The sequence below is a fragment of the Spirosoma sp. SC4-14 genome (genome assembly GCF_037201965.1).
In the GTDB taxonomy this organism is placed as follows: Bacteria; Bacteroidota; Bacteroidia; order Cytophagales; family Spirosomataceae; genus Spirosoma.
Genome location: NZ_CP147518.1, coordinates 1145752 through 1163582 on the forward strand (window position 1 = coordinate 1145752; position 17831 = coordinate 1163582).

At 46.9% G+C, this 17831-nt stretch carries 14 protein-coding genes; 10 read left to right on the plus strand and 4 right to left on the minus strand.

The window, feature by feature from the left end; all coding sequences use genetic code 11:
* Positions 1-10 precede the first annotated feature (10 nt).
* Positions 11-991 (minus strand): ThuA domain-containing protein, encoded by a 981-nt coding sequence (locus WBJ53_RS04660; protein WP_338874893.1) that lies wholly within the window; start codon positions 989-991, stop codon positions 11-13.
* Between the two features lie 251 nt (positions 992-1242).
* Between WBJ53_RS04660 and hsdR the strand changes: the two genes are divergently transcribed.
* The 4 genes from hsdR to WBJ53_RS04680 are packed head-to-tail and all read left to right on the plus strand — an operon-like array spanning position 1243 to position 7932.
* Positions 1243-4485 (plus strand): type I restriction-modification system endonuclease, encoded by a 3243-nt coding sequence (gene hsdR, locus WBJ53_RS04665; protein WP_338874894.1) that lies wholly within the window; start codon positions 1243-1245, stop codon positions 4483-4485.
* Between the two features lie 3 nt (positions 4486-4488).
* On the plus strand, positions 4489-5949 hold the full coding sequence (locus tag WBJ53_RS04670) for an N-6 DNA methylase (RefSeq protein WP_338874895.1): 1461 nt from the start codon (positions 4489-4491) through the stop codon (positions 5947-5949).
* Positions 5949-7295 (plus strand): restriction endonuclease subunit S, encoded by a 1347-nt coding sequence (locus WBJ53_RS04675; protein ID WP_338874896.1) that lies wholly within the window; start codon positions 5949-5951, stop codon positions 7293-7295. The genes WBJ53_RS04670 and WBJ53_RS04675 overlap by 1 nt, the downstream gene beginning before the upstream one ends.
* 10 nt (positions 7296-7305) lie before the next feature.
* Positions 7306-7932: a hypothetical protein gene (locus WBJ53_RS04680; RefSeq protein ID WP_338874898.1), complete on the plus strand. Its 627-nt coding sequence runs from the start codon at positions 7306-7308 to the stop codon at positions 7930-7932.
* 172 nt (positions 7933-8104) lie between these two features.
* On the opposite strand, the gene WBJ53_RS04685 is transcribed toward WBJ53_RS04680, so the two are convergent.
* The 3 genes from WBJ53_RS04685 to WBJ53_RS04695 are packed head-to-tail and all read right to left on the minus strand — an operon-like array spanning position 8105 to position 10672.
* Positions 8105-8593, minus strand: coding sequence for a TIR domain-containing protein (locus WBJ53_RS04685; protein WP_338874899.1), 489 nt, complete (start codon positions 8591-8593; stop codon positions 8105-8107).
* Positions 8593-10035, minus strand: a complete 1443-nt coding sequence (locus tag WBJ53_RS04690) for an SIR2 family protein (RefSeq protein ID WP_338874900.1) — start codon at positions 10033-10035, stop codon at positions 8593-8595. The genes WBJ53_RS04685 and WBJ53_RS04690 overlap by 1 nt, the downstream gene beginning before the upstream one ends.
* 13 nt (positions 10036-10048) lie before the next feature.
* Positions 10049-10672, minus strand: a complete 624-nt coding sequence (locus WBJ53_RS04695; RefSeq protein ID WP_338874901.1) for a toll/interleukin-1 receptor domain-containing protein — start codon at positions 10670-10672, stop codon at positions 10049-10051.
* Positions 10673-10763: 91 nt separating this feature from the next.
* Between WBJ53_RS04695 and WBJ53_RS04700 the strand changes: the two genes are divergently transcribed.
* From WBJ53_RS04700 to WBJ53_RS04725, 6 genes are all read left to right on the plus strand, one after another.
* Complete coding sequence (locus WBJ53_RS04700; RefSeq protein WP_338874902.1) at positions 10764-11762, plus strand: WYL domain-containing protein; 999 nt, start codon at positions 10764-10766, stop codon at positions 11760-11762.
* Between the two features lie 476 nt (positions 11763-12238).
* Entirely contained in the window at positions 12239-13498 is a 1260-nt protein-coding gene (locus WBJ53_RS04705; protein ID WP_338874903.1) for a site-specific integrase, read from the plus strand.
* Between the two features lie 296 nt (positions 13499-13794).
* Positions 13795-14109, plus strand: a complete 315-nt coding sequence (locus tag WBJ53_RS04710; RefSeq protein ID WP_338874904.1) for a helix-turn-helix domain-containing protein — start codon at positions 13795-13797, stop codon at positions 14107-14109.
* Between the two features lie 242 nt (positions 14110-14351).
* Positions 14352-16304 (plus strand): hypothetical protein, encoded by a 1953-nt coding sequence (locus WBJ53_RS04715; RefSeq protein WP_338874905.1) that lies wholly within the window; start codon positions 14352-14354, stop codon positions 16302-16304.
* 103 nt (positions 16305-16407) lie between these two features.
* The gene (locus WBJ53_RS04720) at positions 16408-16755 is read left to right on the plus strand and encodes a hypothetical protein (RefSeq protein WP_338874906.1); all 348 of its coding nucleotides are present in this window, start codon (positions 16408-16410) and stop codon (positions 16753-16755) included.
* A 287-nt stretch (positions 16756-17042) separates the two neighbouring features.
* The gene (locus tag WBJ53_RS04725; protein WP_338874907.1) at positions 17043-17636 is read left to right on the plus strand and encodes a hypothetical protein; all 594 of its coding nucleotides are present in this window, start codon (positions 17043-17045) and stop codon (positions 17634-17636) included.
* Positions 17637-17831 lie beyond the last annotated feature (195 nt).

Here is a 17831-nt window from a genome sequence, read left to right on the forward strand (position 1 = left end):
CAGTAGTTTACTACTCGGTAAAACTCCGTTTGCTGGTAGCCGTTGGCGTTGGGAAATCGGCAGGAATCGGAATGTCGACTTTGCCGGTTGCGGCCCACTGAGCACCCCGTTGCAGGCAGGTAATGAACCCCACACATTCGACGGAATAATCGACGTGGCCCATTGGCGTATGAAAAATCCGGCCTTTTCCGTAGTTGATCGTCATCAGCATCGGTTCGTTGCGGTCGGTACCTTTGTTTTCTTTCGACGAAAAAGCAGTTGCCAGCACGGTCATATTCTCGGCGGGGCCGCGCAACCGGTCATACATCTCGTCTTTGGTGTGCATCCAGGTGAGCGGCATACCTTTGGTAATAGGGTGATTCTCATCCCGAACCGTAATCAGGAACTCCTGTTGCGCACCGTGCGATCCGGCGTTTCCTGGTTGTGTATCTTTAATTAGTTTGCCCTCCTTGTCGTAATAGACATAAGGCCCATCTTTTTCGGTACGGTTGCCCCAGCCACCGAGGCCAATCATTCGGTTGTAGGCAGGCCAGAGCGGAAACGAGTTGTCGGCTGCATGAACTACGACCAGACCACCCCCTTTTTTCATGAAGTTTTCGAAATCGGCCTGGGTTTCGTCGGACCAGGGGGCGGCATTCCAGCCAAAATTGCAGATGACCAGATCATATTTTGAGAAATCGGGGTGAAAGCTGGAGTCGGCTTTTGATTTCGGTAGGGCTTTGGTACCCTCCGTACCCGGAATTTTATATTTGTCAATCAGGTTGTCGCCGTTCCAGGTATAATAGGTTCGCTTCACATCGACCGAAAACTTACCGGTTTCTTCCAGATAACGCTTCATCATAAACGTAATCTTAGGCCACTGATCGTGGTTGTTCTGGCCATCGACGATGAGCGTTCGAATGAGTTTGCTTTTCCCTTTTGGCGACGATTGGGCGAATAAACCAGAACTGCTAATAGCTATCAGGAGTAGAAAGGTGTATAGTAATTTCATCGGAGTAAGGTTTTCTGCGCTGGTTTTATGAAGTAGCTGCGAATTTCGGCACAGACACCATAGCTTTCAAAACCAGTAAGTGAATGAATCTACTATAAAAATGTCATTTGGGAGTTCCAGGCTATTATCTAGTGTAGGGGAGACAAGGGTTATGATAGATTTTTTTATTTCTATAATAGATAGGATAGGTTATAGGCCAGCTTTATAGTAACATTAGCTTTAGTGATTATCCACATAGTAATCCACCGTTTATGCCTTCCAATTTTACGTTTCTAGAGTCGGAGTTTCCTATTCTTTTTAACATTGGCAGTACGGCCGAACAATATTACCATCCAGATCCTGTCTATTGCCTAACCCGGTTGCGTACTTTTGGCGAAAAATTAACCGAATTTCTGTTTAAGGAACATGCACTAGAATTCCCCTATGACAATTCTTTTCATAATCGGCTTGTTACCCTGGTTGACGAAAAGCTACTGCCTTTTGCTATTAAAGACCTTTTATTTCTAATCAAGAAAAAAGGAAATCCGGCTGTGCATGAAAATTTGGGCTCAGCCGCCGACGCCAACCAGGTACTACAGGCGGCTTTTACGGTTGCCAAATGGTTTTATGAAACTTATTCGCAGGAAAACCGGAATATTTACATGCTGGTGTTTCGGGAGCCGGAGTTTGTTGATGATAAGGCCGAACGTAAAAAGCTGGAAGAAGACTATAAAGCTCTGGAGAAAAGGTTGTCTGAACTACTGTCTGAACGACAAACGAACGGGCTGTCCGATCAGCAGCAGCAGGCGATTCAACAGCGTTCCGAACAGGCTGCCCGTCGGATTGAAATGACCGAGGCTCAGACCCGCGAGTTGATTGATGAGATGCTTCGTAAAGCCGGATGGGAAGTCGATACGCCTACCCTCAATTTTAAACTCCATAAATCCCTGCCCCAGAAAGGAAAAAACCGGGCGATTGCTGAATGGCCAGCCGGGTCTCTATGGGCGGATTACGCGCTGTTTGTGGGTACGGAGCTATATGGCCTGATCGAAGCCAAGCGATACGCCCAGGACATCTCTACCGATCTACGGCAAACCAAACTGTATGCTCAACATGTGCAGGCAACCAACGGGGCTACCCTGTTAGGCGAGTGGGATACTTACCGGGTGCCGTTCCTGTTTTCCACCAATGGCAGACCCTATCTGGAACAGATCAAAACCAAAAGTGGTATCTGGTTTCTGGATGTTCGGAAAACGACCAATTCGGCACGTCCTTTACAAGGCTGGTATTCACCGGAGGGATTGGTGAAGCTTCGGGAGAAAGACATTCTGGAAGCCAATCAGAAACTGGCTGCTTCACCGCTCGATTTTCTGGAAAGTAAAAGCGGGCTTAATCTCAGAAACTACCAGATTAAGGCGATCCAGGCCGTCGAAAATCAGATCATTCGGAATCCCGATTCCCGACGAGCGTTACTGGCAATGGCGACTGGTACCGGCAAAACCCGAACGATCATCGGACTATGCTATCACCTGATCCAGACCAATCGGTTTAACCGTATCCTGTTTCTGGTTGATCGGACGCTACTGGGTACCCAGGCCATCAATGCCTTTAAAGACAACAAGATCGTTGACCTTAACACCTTTGCCGACATCTACGGCGTAAAGGAGCTAAAACATATACTTCCAGCGGCCGACACCCGTCTTCAGTTTGCGACGGTACAGTCGATGGTTAAACGGTTGTTCGAGAACGATACCGACGATGCCATTCCCGCTGTCGATCAGTACGACTGCATCATCATTGACGAGGCCCACCGGGGTTACCTGCTCGACCGGGAAATTGACGAGGAAGGGCTCAATTTCAAAAATCAGCAGGACTATGTCAGCAAATACCGGCAGGTGCTGGATTATTTCGATGCCTATGCCATTGGGCTAACGGCTACCCCTGCCCTGCATACAACCGAGATTTTCGGCAAACCCATTTATACCTACTCCTACCGGGAAGCTGTGATCGATGGGTATCTGATCGACCATGACCCGCCTTTTCTGATCAAAACGAAGCTGAGCCAGGAGGGTATCAAGTGGGATAAAGGTGAAAAGCCCTCCGTCTACGATCCTGAAACGAATGAGGTGATCGAACTGGCCGAACTGGAAGATGAGCTGCATTTCGACATCGTGGGCTTCAACAAACAGGTGATTACCGAAAACTTCAACCGAACTGTGGTGAAGCAACTGGTTCAGCAACTGGACCCGGATGGCGACGAAAAAACGCTGATTTTTGCCGCTACCGACGATCATGCCGATATAGTCGTTCGTCTGCTGAAAGAGGAATTCCGGGAAATTGGCGTTAGCGTGTCCGACGATGCGATCCAGAAGATTACGGGCAAATCCTATAATCCACAGGAACAACTGAACCGCTATAAAAACGAGAAATTCCCGACCATTGCCGTTACGGTCGATCTGCTCACCACGGGTATTGATGTACCGGCCATTTGTAACATCGTGTTTCTGCGCCGGGTAAAATCCCGGATTCTGTATGAGCAAATGCTGGGTCGGGCCACCCGTCGATGCGATGAAATAAAGAAGGAAACTTTCCGCATTTATGACGCGGTCAGGCTCTACGAAGCCCTGGAAAACTACACTCAAATGAAACCGGTGGTGGTAAATCCGGCCACTACATTTGATCAACTTGCTACCGAACTGCCGCAAATCGATTCCGACGAGCGGGCTAAGATGCAGTTGGAACAGATCATTGCCAAAATCCAGCGGAAGAAGCATAATATGACCGACCCACAAGTGCAGCAATTCACCTACACAGCAGGTGGCAAAAGCCCCGATGCGCTTATCCAGGCTTTTCGGGAGCAGCCGCTGACCGAGAGCCGTAGCCAGGTGGCCCGATTTACCGCCCTCTGGCGATACCTCGATAGCCTGACCTTTACCGGAAATCCGATTTATTTTTCCAATCATGAAGATGAGTTTGTGGCGATGGAAACCGGGTACGGGATTGCCAGTAAGCCAGCCGATTACCTCGATAGCTTTGCCCAGTTTCTACGCGACAATCAGAATACCATCACTGCGCTGAACATTGTTTGTACCCGACCGACTGAACTGACCCGAAGCGCCCTAAAGGAATTATTGATAGCTTTGGCGCAGAAAGGCTATGACCCGAAAGCCCTGAAGACGGCCTGGAAAGAAGCCCGGAATGAAGACATTGGTGCCGATATTATCTCGATGATTCGGACGCTGGCTGTTGGGAGCGCGTTGGAGTCGCACGAAGAACGGATCAAAAAAGCGGTTGGGAAGGTACGGTCCATGCAGAACTGGAATCGGATACAACTCAAGTGGATTGATCGATTCGAAAAACAACTGCTGGCCGAAACGGTGCTCCAGGTCGAAAACCTCGATGAAGAGCCGTTTAAGGATGAGGGCGGTTTTTCGGTGATCAACAAGGTCTTCAACAACCAGCTTGGTCAGGTTATTCAAACCATCAATCAAAACTTATACCCACAAACTGCGTAACAAATGAGTGCCGAAGATATTGCTGGTAAACTCTGGGGGCTGTGTAACGTGCTGCGCGACGATGGCGTTACCTATCACCAGTACCTTAACGAGCTTACCTACATTCTGTTTCTACGCCTGTCGGAGCTGAAAGCCTTTGAGAGTGATATTCCCGAAGAGTACCGCTGGTCGAAACTGACCCGCATTGCCGACAACAAAGAGCTGTTCGATACCTACCGCGAACTGCTGGCGACCATCTCGACCAAGTCGCCCAACGAAGCGGTGAAGGAAATCTACACCAATGCCTCTACCACACTGCGCAAACCCGTCAATCTCAAAACGCTCGTGACCAGCATCGATAACCTGAACTGGTTCGATGAACACGAACACGACAAGCTGGCAACGATTTACGAAGAGCTACTGGAGAAAAATGCCGGGGAAAAAAAATCCGGTGCCGGACAGTACTTTACCCCGCGCCCACTGATCAACGTAATGGTAGAACTGGTAGCCCCGCGCCTGGGTGAACGCTGGAACGACCCAGCGGCTGGTACGTTTGGGTTTATGATTGCCGCCGACCAGTACCTGCGCCTGAAACACGACGGTTATTACGATCTCAATGCCGCTGACCGGCATTTTCAGAAGTACGACGCCTTCAGTGGCTGCGAGTTGGTGCAGGATGTCCACCGGCTGGCGTTGATGAACGCCAAACTACACGAAATGGAAAGCACCATTTACCTGGGCGATACGCTTTCCGAACTGGGTAAAGGTTTTCGGAATTTCGATGGGGTGCTAGCCAACCCGCCGTTTGGTACCAAGCAGGGTGGCGAACGCCCCTCGCGCGACGACCTGACGTTTTTGAGCAGCAACAAACAGCTCAACTTCCTGCAACACATCTACCGCTCGCTGCACAAACGCGGGGGAGCGCGTGCCGCCGTAGTACTGCCCGACAATGTGCTGTTTGAAGATGGTGATGGCCGCAAAATCCGGCGCGACCTGATGGATAAGTGCAACCTGCACACCATTCTGCGGCTGCCGACGGGCATTTTCTACGCGGCTGGCGTAAAAACCAACGTACTGTTTTTTGAGCGCGGCAGTACCGAAACGGGCAACACCCAGCAGGTGTGGTTCTACGACATGCGGACCAACATGCCCAGCTACGGCAAACGTACGCCTTTTACGCGCGCGGCCTTTGCCGATTTTGTGCGGGCCTACACGGGTGGCATCGACCTGGCCGACCTGAGCGAGCAGTACGACGGCACGGTTGACACGGCTAAGCGAGCCGCCATCACCGACCCGCGTTTTAGCTGCCTCACCCGCGAGCAGATTGCCCAAAAGAATGACTCACTAGACCTGGGCCTGATTGCCGACGACAGCCACACCAACGGCACGCACGACGACGACCCGCTCGACATAGCCCGCGAAGCTGCCAACGAGCTAAAAGCCATGCACCTCGAATTAGAAAAAATTATTGAACTGCTGGGATAATGGAAAACGAATTGCCGGAAGGGTGGATTGAAACGTCCCTGACTGAAGTTTTTGATGTTCGAGATGGAACTCACGATTCCCCCAAGTATACTGAATCAGGATACCAATTGGTGACTTCCAAAAATATAAAGAATGGTCAAATTGATGTAAATGATATAAACTATATATCTGAAAAAGACTTTTTAGAAATTAATAAAAGGAGTAAAGTCGATAAAGGAGATTTATTATTCTCTATGATTGGTACAATTGGGAATTCAGCAATTGTAGCCGCAGAGCCAGTATTTGCTATAAAAAACGTAGCTCTATTTAAACCTAAAAGTCAGGTATTAGCTAACTTTTTAGCCTACTATTTAAATAGCCCTTTGGTTAAAGATAAAATGCTAAAAGAGGCTAAAGGAACCACTCAAAAATTCGTTGGTTTAGGATACCTTAGAGAATTCCCCTTCCCCCTCCCTCCCCTTGCCGAGCAAACCCGCATTGTGGCCAAATTAGATGCGGCCTTTGCGCATTTGGGAACACTGAAAACGAGCTTAGCCCGCATTCCTGAACTGCTCAAGAAATTCCGCCAAACCGTTCTTACCCAAGCCGTAACGGGGAAGTTGACGGAGGCAGATATTAAGAGATGGGAAGAAACTACGTTAGCGGATATAATTGAAAGTAAGCCTAAAAATGGCTATTCGGCAAATCCTGTTAGTTACGAAACTCCGTTTAAAGTATTAACATTAAGTTCTACAACTTTAGGAAAATTTTCCCCAAATCACTATAAATATTTTGATGAACCTATAAGCAAAGATTCTCATTTTTGGCTGCAACCTAACGACATACTAATCCAACGCGGAAACACAATCGATTATGTAGGTGTATCAGCAATATACGACAATTTACCCAATGAATTTATATATCCTGACTTAATGATAAAAGTAAGGGCTAATCAAAGCATAATACTTACCCAGTATTTATATTTTGTTCTTTCCTGTAGTAAATCAAGAAATTATTTAAGAGAAAGAGCAACTGGAACAACAGGTAATATGCCAAAGATTAATCAGCCTACTTTAATTAGCTTACCTATTCAATTACCACCCCTCGAAGAACAACAAGAAATTGTCCGGTGTGTTGAAGCCTTATTTGCCAAAGCGGATGCGCTCGAAGCGCAGTATGTTTCGCTGAAAGAGAAAATCGACAAGCTACCGCAGGCGCTGCTGGCCAAAGCCTTCCGGGGTGAGCTGGTCCCGCAAGACCCTACCGATGAACCCGCTTCGGTACTATTGGAAAAGATCAAAGCCGCAGCCAACACCGCCGGGAAGAAAAAGACCAGACAAACGTCGCTGGCGTTTATGGAGGAGTAAGCCCAGACGTTTGGGTTCTTATTATGGTTCGAAGCGTTTTTATATGTTTGATAGCCCTTTACCCTTTCGCTTTGTCCAACGAAACAGAAACAAACTCGGCGATTGGAGGAAACAAAGCGACCCGGAAAAGTATTATCAATACGAATACATCTACAAGTTCTTTGTTCGCAATTCGAACTGTAGACGAAAAATAATTGTCCAGGTAAAGCAGTACTCCGACACGCTTTTTAAGGTAGATTTTTACGCAACTACCTCAAACAAAGAGCGTAAGATCAGGAACGAAACGATTAGTGTCTACCGTTATTTAACTAAAGTCGGTAAGGCAAATCGGGTAGCTGGTACAATTCTTGCCATTATTGTTGATATGAGTAAGCAGTTTCCTGATATGACTTTTGGCTTTCAGGCAGCAACCATGTTTAACGAGAATAGCGACGATGACAACCGGAGATACAAGGCCTATCTGGCTATGATGCAACTGGTTACGGGTGCTCAAAATAGCCGATGGCAGGCATTTGGATATTCTCAAAACAGCTATATTTTTGTACTACAAAAACGATTCTTAGAACAGAAGGATAAACTAATAGCAGACTATGGGCGAATCTTTGGTAAAGTCTTTGAAGCCTCAGAAGCACCATAACAACACGGTTCGAACTGAGGAGCCCACCGTTAAGCAGGTGGATGTGCAAACCTTTCTAAGCGGGGTGAAAGAAATCAAGCCCGTTCAGATAAGTAATTACGTGTGCGTATTTTAACGAAACAGCTATAATTGAAGCCCTGGCAGCTTGCCAGGGCTTTTTTATTTACCCGACTCATCGGCCAGCCAGTTGAGCCGCCTTTTCAATCCAATTATCGATATAGAGCCTACCATTATCACGCCCCCAATGATAAGTGATGTATTTGGCGTGCGATGATAGGCGGTTGCCTAAGGCATCCTTTGCATAAACGAGTGGATTAGGTCCGGGGCCGTCATACTGATTCAGCATATTGTTCATACCGCTCATATCAATCGCTACAATGCCCCTGCCCTCCCTATGTGCTTTTTCCAGCTCATAAATTACCCAGGGCCGTTTATAGGTTTCCAGACCGAAGCAAAGCACCACCACCGAAGTTCCATTCATGTTGTCGTTAATCCATTTCTGAATGGCGGCTACCCCTTGCCGTTTGATGGATTCCCACTGGGCTCTATCCAGAAAAGGCGTCCGTTCGAAGTGCTGCGATACCGCGTTACAGTTGCGGATTTGAGCTACCCGGTGTGAATCACGCGTGTAGTGAAAACTGAAAAATACTTTTCGTGCCATTAGTCCTGAAGTTTAGTTATGATATTGATTACCGACTGAATCGTTTTTGCGTCGCTACGGTCAGAATCACCGATTTCCGAATACATAGCCGCTAAATCCGAATGTTGCTGGAAAAGAGCGGCCGAATACTCGCTGACAACCTCCCTATATATTTGCTCCGTCATGAAGCCAGTAGAGCCTATGGGTACTGCCGTTACGCCTTGTGCTTTGGCTATTTCAAACTCCTCATGAACGCCGGGTGCGTCAATAAGTTGACCGTCTTGGAGTTTATTACCGAACACGTAAACCGCCACACCCGCTTCCGCAATCATTCGTTGCCGGTACTCCGTCCACAATTCGGGTAATTCCTTAGCGCCCGTTTTAAACTGGGGAAATGGCCGCATAATCAGTTGATCGTCGGTGTACTTATCTGGGCGTTCATAGATTGCTTCAAGGGCCCCGTTGATAACCGCACTGCCTACACCCCAACCAAAGCCATTCACAATGCGATAGCCAGCTTTGATGAGCGCCTTGCTCAAATTATGAATGAACCCCTGGGCCTGTTGCTGATCCATTCGCCCATAATCAGCAGCACTGCCCGAAATGAAGACCGTACGTTTCTTAAAACGTGTCTCTATTTCCCGTAGGATTTCAGTGATGTCGTCATAATCATCGATTAGCAAGGCTTTAATCTGGTATCGCCGTAAATCATCTACAAACAATTTTTGCTTCTGTAGCTTATAAGCCAGCGTTGCCTCATTTGGGCAGTCGGAATCACTTGCACGGTGCTTTCGGATGAAGCAATAATGCGTTCGTGCCTGCTTTCCATGTCTGAGTTTTACGCGGCTCAGCACATATTCCAGATTCGGATCAGTGAAACTAAAGCCTAGGAACAGGAAATTTTTGGATAGCAAATCACCGTTTAGCAGGGTAATAAACGGTTCATGGGTATAGTGGTAGACCTGGTAATCTTCTTTCGTTATTACGGCATCGGCAGGGTGATTGACATCGCCATGCATTTTATAGATCACAGCATCCCGGCGCGGGCGAGTGGTAAGGAGTTGGTCAATCGTATACTTCGTATCAACGATCTTGTGCTCCTCTTTCAAGGCTCGTTCAAGCAACTGGTCGTAGTTCGTTGTCCAGTACGTATTGATCGGTAACCTAGCCAGGATCTTATGATTGGGTGTTAAGTCTTCCTCGTCCGAAAACTCGCTCAGAATTTTGTTTTTAATCTTATCCCGGCCCCGGTCATTCACATGATACTGGGCGATGGAAATCAGATCGTATTCGTCATCGATATTCAGACCTAAGTCCTTAGCGATTTCCCGCAGCAGTTCTTTCCAGTCGACAAAGCCAGCTCCGCGTGAAAGGCCCGCTCCCGCGAAAATAGCGGCATTACCTTCCGATAAATGCTTTACATAATCCCGAATAAAGGATTCAATTTCAGGTGACGTGTTCATTAGTTGTTTATAGTTAATGTTGATAGGGTTGAGAATTGAACTTAAACCAGTTGTCGAACGCTACGTACACCTTAGTGCTCTCGTGTACCCAAATAGCCTCCTGCGTACTATTCTGGATTTTATCGATCGTGATGTAGTAGTACAGCCCCAGATATTCCGTTCCTTTAAAATCGTCTGAACGGGAGCCTTTAGCGATTGGCATGACAGCAACTTTGTTTTTGATACCATCAAAGTACCCCAGCTCCCAGGGCATCCACCGTGATTCTGAAGAGTTTTCGGAAAAGGCGTAGATCAACGTTTTGCATTGCCGCATTCGCCCCTGCAAGACCCTGGCTGTGTTCTTGGTTACATGGGCACGGCTTAGCTGTGGATCTTCGATCCAGTCAACGTAGACCTTAAAGCCTAGATCTTCAAGGAGTAGTTTTAAACCGGCCACCAATTCAGCATCTTTAGTGCTATGCGACAGAAAGATATCGAATGTGTCCTGAGTAGCTTTGGTAGAATTCTGGTAGCTTCGAGCCTCTGACAGCAATGTTTCCGCTTTAGCGTGGACATTATAAATCCGGTCACCAGACCGATTTTGTACGGGTTGACTCTGAACCCTTGCCCTAAGTTGTTCTTCAGTAATAAGTGCCATATTGAGCTTTGATCCTACGATTGTTAAGAATAGGTCAAAGCTCGTTGCATGAAATGCAGTCTTTCTGCATTTTTACAGAAAGCCTAAAAAAATGCCCACAAATAAAAATGCCAGTTTCCGGTACAGGGTGTTAGACCACTGTTTCCAGAATCGATTCCGACAATGGACTTTAGAAGCGCTTGTTCAGAAAGTATCTGATGAACTCAGAGACCATCATAACATCAGTAAAGGAATTAAGAAGCGCCAGATACAAGACGACATTCGAATAATGCGCAGTGATCCACCGCTGGGTTATGAAGCGCCGATTGACTGTAAGAATGGCTGCTATTTCTATTCCGATCCCACGTTCAGCATAGAGAAAAAAGCATTGAACACCCAGGATATGAACCACTTGGGAGAGGCCTTAAGCTTATTACGGCAATTCAGAGGTGTTCCACACTTTCGGGATATTGAACGCATTTTGTTGAAAATGGAAGGTAAAGTGCGTTATTACGACCCTGGTGAGGAAATTATTGCTTTTGAACAAATCGAACTCGTGAAAGGCTCTGAGCATATCCCTAAACTTTATGAAGCCATTCGGGACCAGCAGTCATTGATTATTGACTACTTACCCTTTCAAGCAATTGAGTCTTTACGACTGGAAGCACACCCCTACTATTTAAAGGAATACAGAGGGCGTTGGTATGTATTCGGCTGGATTAAAGAGTGGACCAAAGTCGCCAATTTGGCTCTTGACAGAGTAGATAAAATGACTCCATGCCGAAAAGCCTACCGGCATAACACTGATTTTGATCCAGCTACCTATTTCGGACCCATTGTAGGGGTTACCCTTCAGGAAGGAGGAAGTTTACAAACGATCAAAATCAAAGTATCCTCAATTTCTGCACCGTATGTCCGAACAAAGCTTATTCATACATCCCAGGAAGAAATAAAGGTAGACGACCATTCGATCTTTACGTTCAATATTATTCCAAACTACGAGTTTGAAGCTGAGCTACTCAGGCTAGGAGAAGCCGTAGAAGTTTTAGAACCTGAGGAGTTTAGGGAAAAGATCAGGGAACGGTTGATTGACGCACTAAAAAATTATTAATCTTAAACAGAAATGGAGGAAGTAGAAGAGATTATGCCAGGATTATTACTCTGTTTATGGTTACATGTATGAATATAAGAAATTAAAACTAGCTAGAAATATAGTAAGACGCGGAAAGTTTTACTTATGTTTTACCTATATAGCACAATTTGATGTAATATGCTGATTTTTAGTTTTTTGTGTGTAATGTATGTGGTCCCGACGGGAATACCAATATATTTATCGTATTTTATTTATGTGTACTAAAAGCTACTGATTTATAGATAGTTACATGGCTTATTTTCCTCGTGGCAGTTCGGATTAGTTAAAAGAAATAAAGAAATACCGTCCCCTATACCGTCCCCTGGTAATATATTTACGTCTGTATTCAGCGATTAAGTATACGAATTAACGGCCGATCAAGGAAAATGCAGACTCGATCTGAAAAGTCACGATTTGTGCTCAAGGAGCCAAATGGGGATAAAACGACTCTTATTATGCTTCTCTACCGCTACAAAAATGATCGGTTAAAGTACTCGACAGGTGAATCAATCCATCCAAGCCAGTGGGATGCAACTACTCAACTCGCTCGTACTGACCAGAAAAATCGAAAAGATCGGGAGCCCTATCTAGTGATAAATGCTCAGCTAGCTAGATATCGCTCAACGTTAAACCGAGTTTTGGCTCAACTCAGTTTAGCAGATTTAGCGCCTACTGTAGAAGAAGTACGTTTGTATCTTGACAAAGAGTTTAAAAAAAGGCCCACTAAGCCGGAAAACGACCAGCTTAAAATGGTTACGTTTTTTGAGTTTGCAGAACAGTTTCTTAATGACTGTAAAGCTGGAAAGCAACTTACTTCGGCGAACCGCAGGTATTCAGATGCTATGGTGAAAAGTTTTAGGACAATGATAAACCATCTGATTGCCTTTCAACAAGTGTACCCCAAACGAATTGATTTTGATGCATTTACGATGGTTTTTTATGAGAAGTTCAAGAAACACCTGACAGCCAATAATTACTCTCTTAACACTATCGGCAATTTGATTAAGAATTTGAAAATAATTCTCAAGCGCGCTCACCGTGATGGTATAACCGATAATGAAATATTTCGCCATGAAGATTTTAAAAAAATCCAGGAAGAAGTTGAAACGATCTATCTAAACGAGGAGGATCTACAAAAGCTATACGAACTCGATCTAAGTACAAAGCCCCGACTTGATTTGATTCGAGATACCTTTCTCATCGGTTGTTATACTGGCCTTCGGTTCTCGGACTTCATCCAACTGAGCCCCCAAAATTTAATTCGTGAACTCCGTGGCCACATCCTTACCGTATTCACGAAGAAAACCGGTGCCAAAGTATCAATTCCAGTTAGCCTGAAAGTCATGGCCATTTTAGCTAAGTATGACTATCAAACGCCCCGTGTTATAACTAATCAGAAGTTCAACGAATATCTTAAGGAGCTAGCTAAGTTAGCGGGCTTAACTGAATTGGTTCAGACTGCCCGAACACAGGGAGGGGTACGCGTTACCCGAACCCTCCAGAAGTGGGAACTTGTGACTACCCACACGGCTCGACGTTCGTTCGCAACAAACGCTTATAAAGCTGGTGTGTCGACCATTGATATTATGAAGATGACTGGACACAAAACCGAAACATCATTCATGAAGTATATCAAAGTGTCGAGTGAAGAAACGGCTATTCGTTTATTGGGGCATTCGTTCTTTTCGGATTCGGCTATCAAAGTAGTTCGATAAGCGAATTTGATGGTGGAGAATTTTATCTGTAGATAGCCCGTTTTTGAATCCCCCTTTAAAGCCTTTCTTGCAAATCAGGTAGATAAGTACCGTCTAGTGAGTATTATTTGAAATTTTAATTTCAATAATGCAATAAAGTGATTTTCTTATTTTTCTTCTGATTTACAGTATCTTGCTTGTTGAGATTATCTTATTGGTACGCATAAATTGGAAAAATAATTGTGTTTTTGTTCCAGTAAAGACGAATGATTTGTAATTTGTTTGTTTATTTGTGTCGATCTTACTCAAATTAAACTATGATTCAGCAAATCATCCAAATAGCCAATATTACTCCTGAGCAGCTTAACGAAGTCGTTCGCCAGGCTGTTCGTTCTGAATTAGACAGTTGCGGAATGACTAAGTCCATTCAAATGGTTGACGAGATTCAACATCCGGACTTTCTCACTCGGAAGGAAACGGCCAAGTTGTTACGCATTTCATTAGTAACGCTCCACAAACTAACAACTGAGGGTATTCTACAGAGTTTAACTATTCATGGTAATGTACGCTACCGTCGGCAGGATGTAGTAGAAGCAATGAAAGAAGTTAAGAATGGTAGGACCAAACGTTGATCCTTTCTTGCTACGATTACAATCTTATTATAAGCATGGCTAGTCTATCCTACTTGTTACGGTTTGATGTCTAAAGAGGCCAAAGCTCACATGATGTCTTCGACAAGAATACTACGTTGGCAGCGGAAGGTATAAGCTAATTATTAATAATAGCTACCAAGCAATGGATATGAGTGAAAGCTTTAGCACTTACGGAATTCTTATCTAACTCGAAAGGGTCAACTGGCCTCAATATTTTTGCTATGATTGACGGCATCAAAATACTCAACCTGTCCGTAGCAGCGAACGACCTATTGGCGAATCAGCAGTTGCTGTTCCCCTTGGCTGTCGATGAACGAACCGGTGCTGTGATCGATCGGCCCCGTCAAGCCAATGATCGGGGATTGACCTTTACATTAGTGCAGGCCAGGCAAAGCGATACCATTCGCTGCGAGCTAAAAGGTAGCTTGCACCGCTACCACAACCAGGGGCGGCACAATGCCGACACCTTTTCGTTACCCCAGCTCGCGACAACGATCGATGAGTTAGTGACTCGATTGGCTATAAACCCCTTCACCTCCCGACTCAATAACCTTGAGTTTGGCGTTAATGTGGTCCTACCTTTTCCCGTTAAGCAAGTCCTCAATAATCTCGTCGGCTATAAATACCGGCCCTTTACCAAAGAGCCGGGGGAGGGCTTTGATTATTACCAATGCTACACCCAACGCTATGTCGTCAAGTTATACGACAAGGGCGCTCAATACCGAAAGCAGGTGCCAGGCCTAGCGCCTAACGTACTACGTATAGAGGTAAAGGTTCTCAAGATGGAATACCTGACTCAGCAAAATATTCGGCTTACCTGGCTAGCGGATCTGCTCAACACAGAGCTCTATGGGGCTTTAGGTAAGCTATTGGTGGCTACCTTCCAGGATATTCTTTTTGATGAGCCCAGTCTCAACACGGCCCGGTTGAGTGCTCGCCAGCGAGACCTTTATCAGAACGGCCGCAATCCCAGGTACTGGCTCATGCCGGATTCAGTAGCAGGCAAGCAATACGAGCGACAGCGAAAAGGCTTGCAGCGAATGGAGCGACGCTTTCGCCAGTTGGCGGCTCAGTTGCGCCAGGGGGCTGATTGGCCCGATCAGGTAGCAACGCTGATTGATCAGCAGTGGCAGCAGTTAACGAGCTTATCAGCCCAGCAACAGGTGACGATCGATGACTACAGGATGGCCTGGCAGCGTCAGTTTGAGACAGCGGGTAATTGTCCCAAATTAACCGAGGTGACCGAGCCGGGACTACACCGAAAGTGTCCCAAATTAACCGGGGTAATCGGGTTTACGGCAGTCCGTGGAACAGCTGTGCAGTCCGTCAAAAAGTGTCCCAAATTAACCGGGTCTGAAAATGGCAAAGTGTCCCAAATTAACCCTTTAAGTATAGTGTTAAATTGGGACACTGGCGGGGCGTCAGAAACGAGCCTTGATTCTAGCCGTGGAACATCGAATGTAGGCGGTATTTTAACACAATCAGAAGGGGAGAAATCCTCCCATGTTTCAGCTCCCTCGCCCGGCTTACTTTGGCAGCCGCTGCAGCCGCTATGGGTTGACCCGCCGGTAAGCTTCAAATCAGGCGAACCGCTTGCCCTATCAGCGCAACCTGAGCCTGATGGATCGGTTCTCTCTGAGCCGGTAAAAACTGAAGTTGCCAGTCCGCGTCTATGCCTAATCACAGGGCTGGATATTTCGCACCAGCGGGCAGACACCTGGTTGATCACAGCCAAAACGCTGAAGGAGTTTTATACGACGAATCGAACGATTTATGATCAGCTTGCTAAGCGATACCTGACGCAAGAGCAGCGTAAGCTAGATGTCCGTCGACAAAGCGCTACTCTTGCCTTGAAGGTTCGACAACTAGCCAGGAACGTTCATCGTACCCCCAAGAAAAGATCTCAGCACGAGAAGCGCTTAATTCGTTTGTGCCCTATCACCGGCTTGGATATTACTCACCAGCGCGCCGATGTGCATTTTGCGGCTCGAATGACGCTGCTGCGGCTGGCACAAATGGAACCGACCGCTTTTACGGTATTGGTCACTCGTTTTCTGCCACCTCAGCAACAGCAGCAACCTGATACGGTTCGTAGTTATCTAATCGCCCGGACCATCCGCCAGCTAGCGGCTCGCTCATCTCCAACCTCAACCGTCACTGCCCATGGGTATTAACTACCATCCCTGTTTCCTGGCAGGGCCCGGTTGTTTTTCTCTCAGTAGCGTCTTACCAGTTCACTTACCTGATTAATCCGCTTATACCAACCCAAACGATCTGATGAATGTACCGAGTCAGCTCCAGCAACTTCTTGATCTGGAGATTCCCTTTGCTATCCTATTGTCGAATTCCTACCTGGGCAGTGATACGTTTCTGATTGCGCTGGCCAGCGACTGCCAGCAGTACGGTTTAGCCTGGGAGGAATCGTACTCACAGCCTTTATTAAAGGAAAGTACGCTCACGCCGACCGATGGAGTTCTCTTTACCGAGCTACGCCGGGCGGGCTTGCTGCGGCCGCTACCGCTGGGCAGGGATGGTATGGCCTATGAGCTAAGCCGTTTACCCTTTCGAACCTACTATCAACGCGCGGTTGATGAGCAGGCCTTGCGTATTGCCTATGAATTGTAGCCGACGTGCCTTCCCCGAGAGGTAAGCCGGATATTATTGTCCCCCGTCTTTAGCGGCAGCAGCAGCGGCTTAGGGTAGCTCAACAGGTAGTCAGCTAGAGCCGCCAGAAACGACCCTATCCAAAGGAAGCAGCAGCGGCTCATAGCCCCCTGAAAAATAGGTTTCTGCGTAGTGGCTATTCTAATATAAAGAAACTATCATATTGCTGTATAAGAGGTGGTTACGATAGTTTTGTGAAAAAGTTTCTTTAGCGTGTTAGGTTTGCCTTTAAAAATCGTATTGGTTCCATGGCCCGGCAGAAAACGAGAATTCCATCCTTCGACGATCGGCTCAGTATTGACCTCCAGGGGCTCAAAGAGGAGGGCTATTTCAGCGGCTGCAGTCGTGGGCGGCTCGTGAGCAACCAGCACTATTGTCCGGTTCGGGTAATAGAGCTACAGATCACCTTCGATGAGGAATCCATCGAGGAGGCCACCCGTGGCTGGTTGCGGCTGGGTTATGATCATTTTGGCGGTCGTATCGATCAGGTGATTCCACTGCTTCGGCAGGCGAGTAATTTAGGGCGGGGCGGTGGGATCTGGTATGCCCTGTGTCCGATCACGGGTCGTCGGTGCCGACGGCTGTATCTGGGCAGTCGTTACTTTGTTTCGCGCTGGGGCATTGCGGGCGCACTTTACCGGAGCCAGCAGATGAGTAAGGAGGATCGGGCCTTTCGGGCAGTGATGCGCCGGTTGGAGGAGTTAGAGCGATTAGAAGAACTCACCCGTCAGTGGCTCTTTGAGCCGCATAGCAAGCGGAGTTACCAAGGCAAGCTGACCCGGCCGATGCAGCGGTATTTGAAGTTAAAAGCAGCCGCCGAAACCAATTGGCAGAAGCCCTAGCCGCTGCGGCCGCCACGGGACTATTCGCTGCCCTCATTTAAAATCTACGTACGTATTGTCTCGCATACTCATTGGAGCAGCCTGAAGGCGGAGCGTTTCTGAGCGTAGATGATACACGCACTGAACTCTTGACTATATTGAGGTCTATTATAACCAGGAGAGAAAGCATTCGTCGCTGGGTTACAAAAGCCCTGA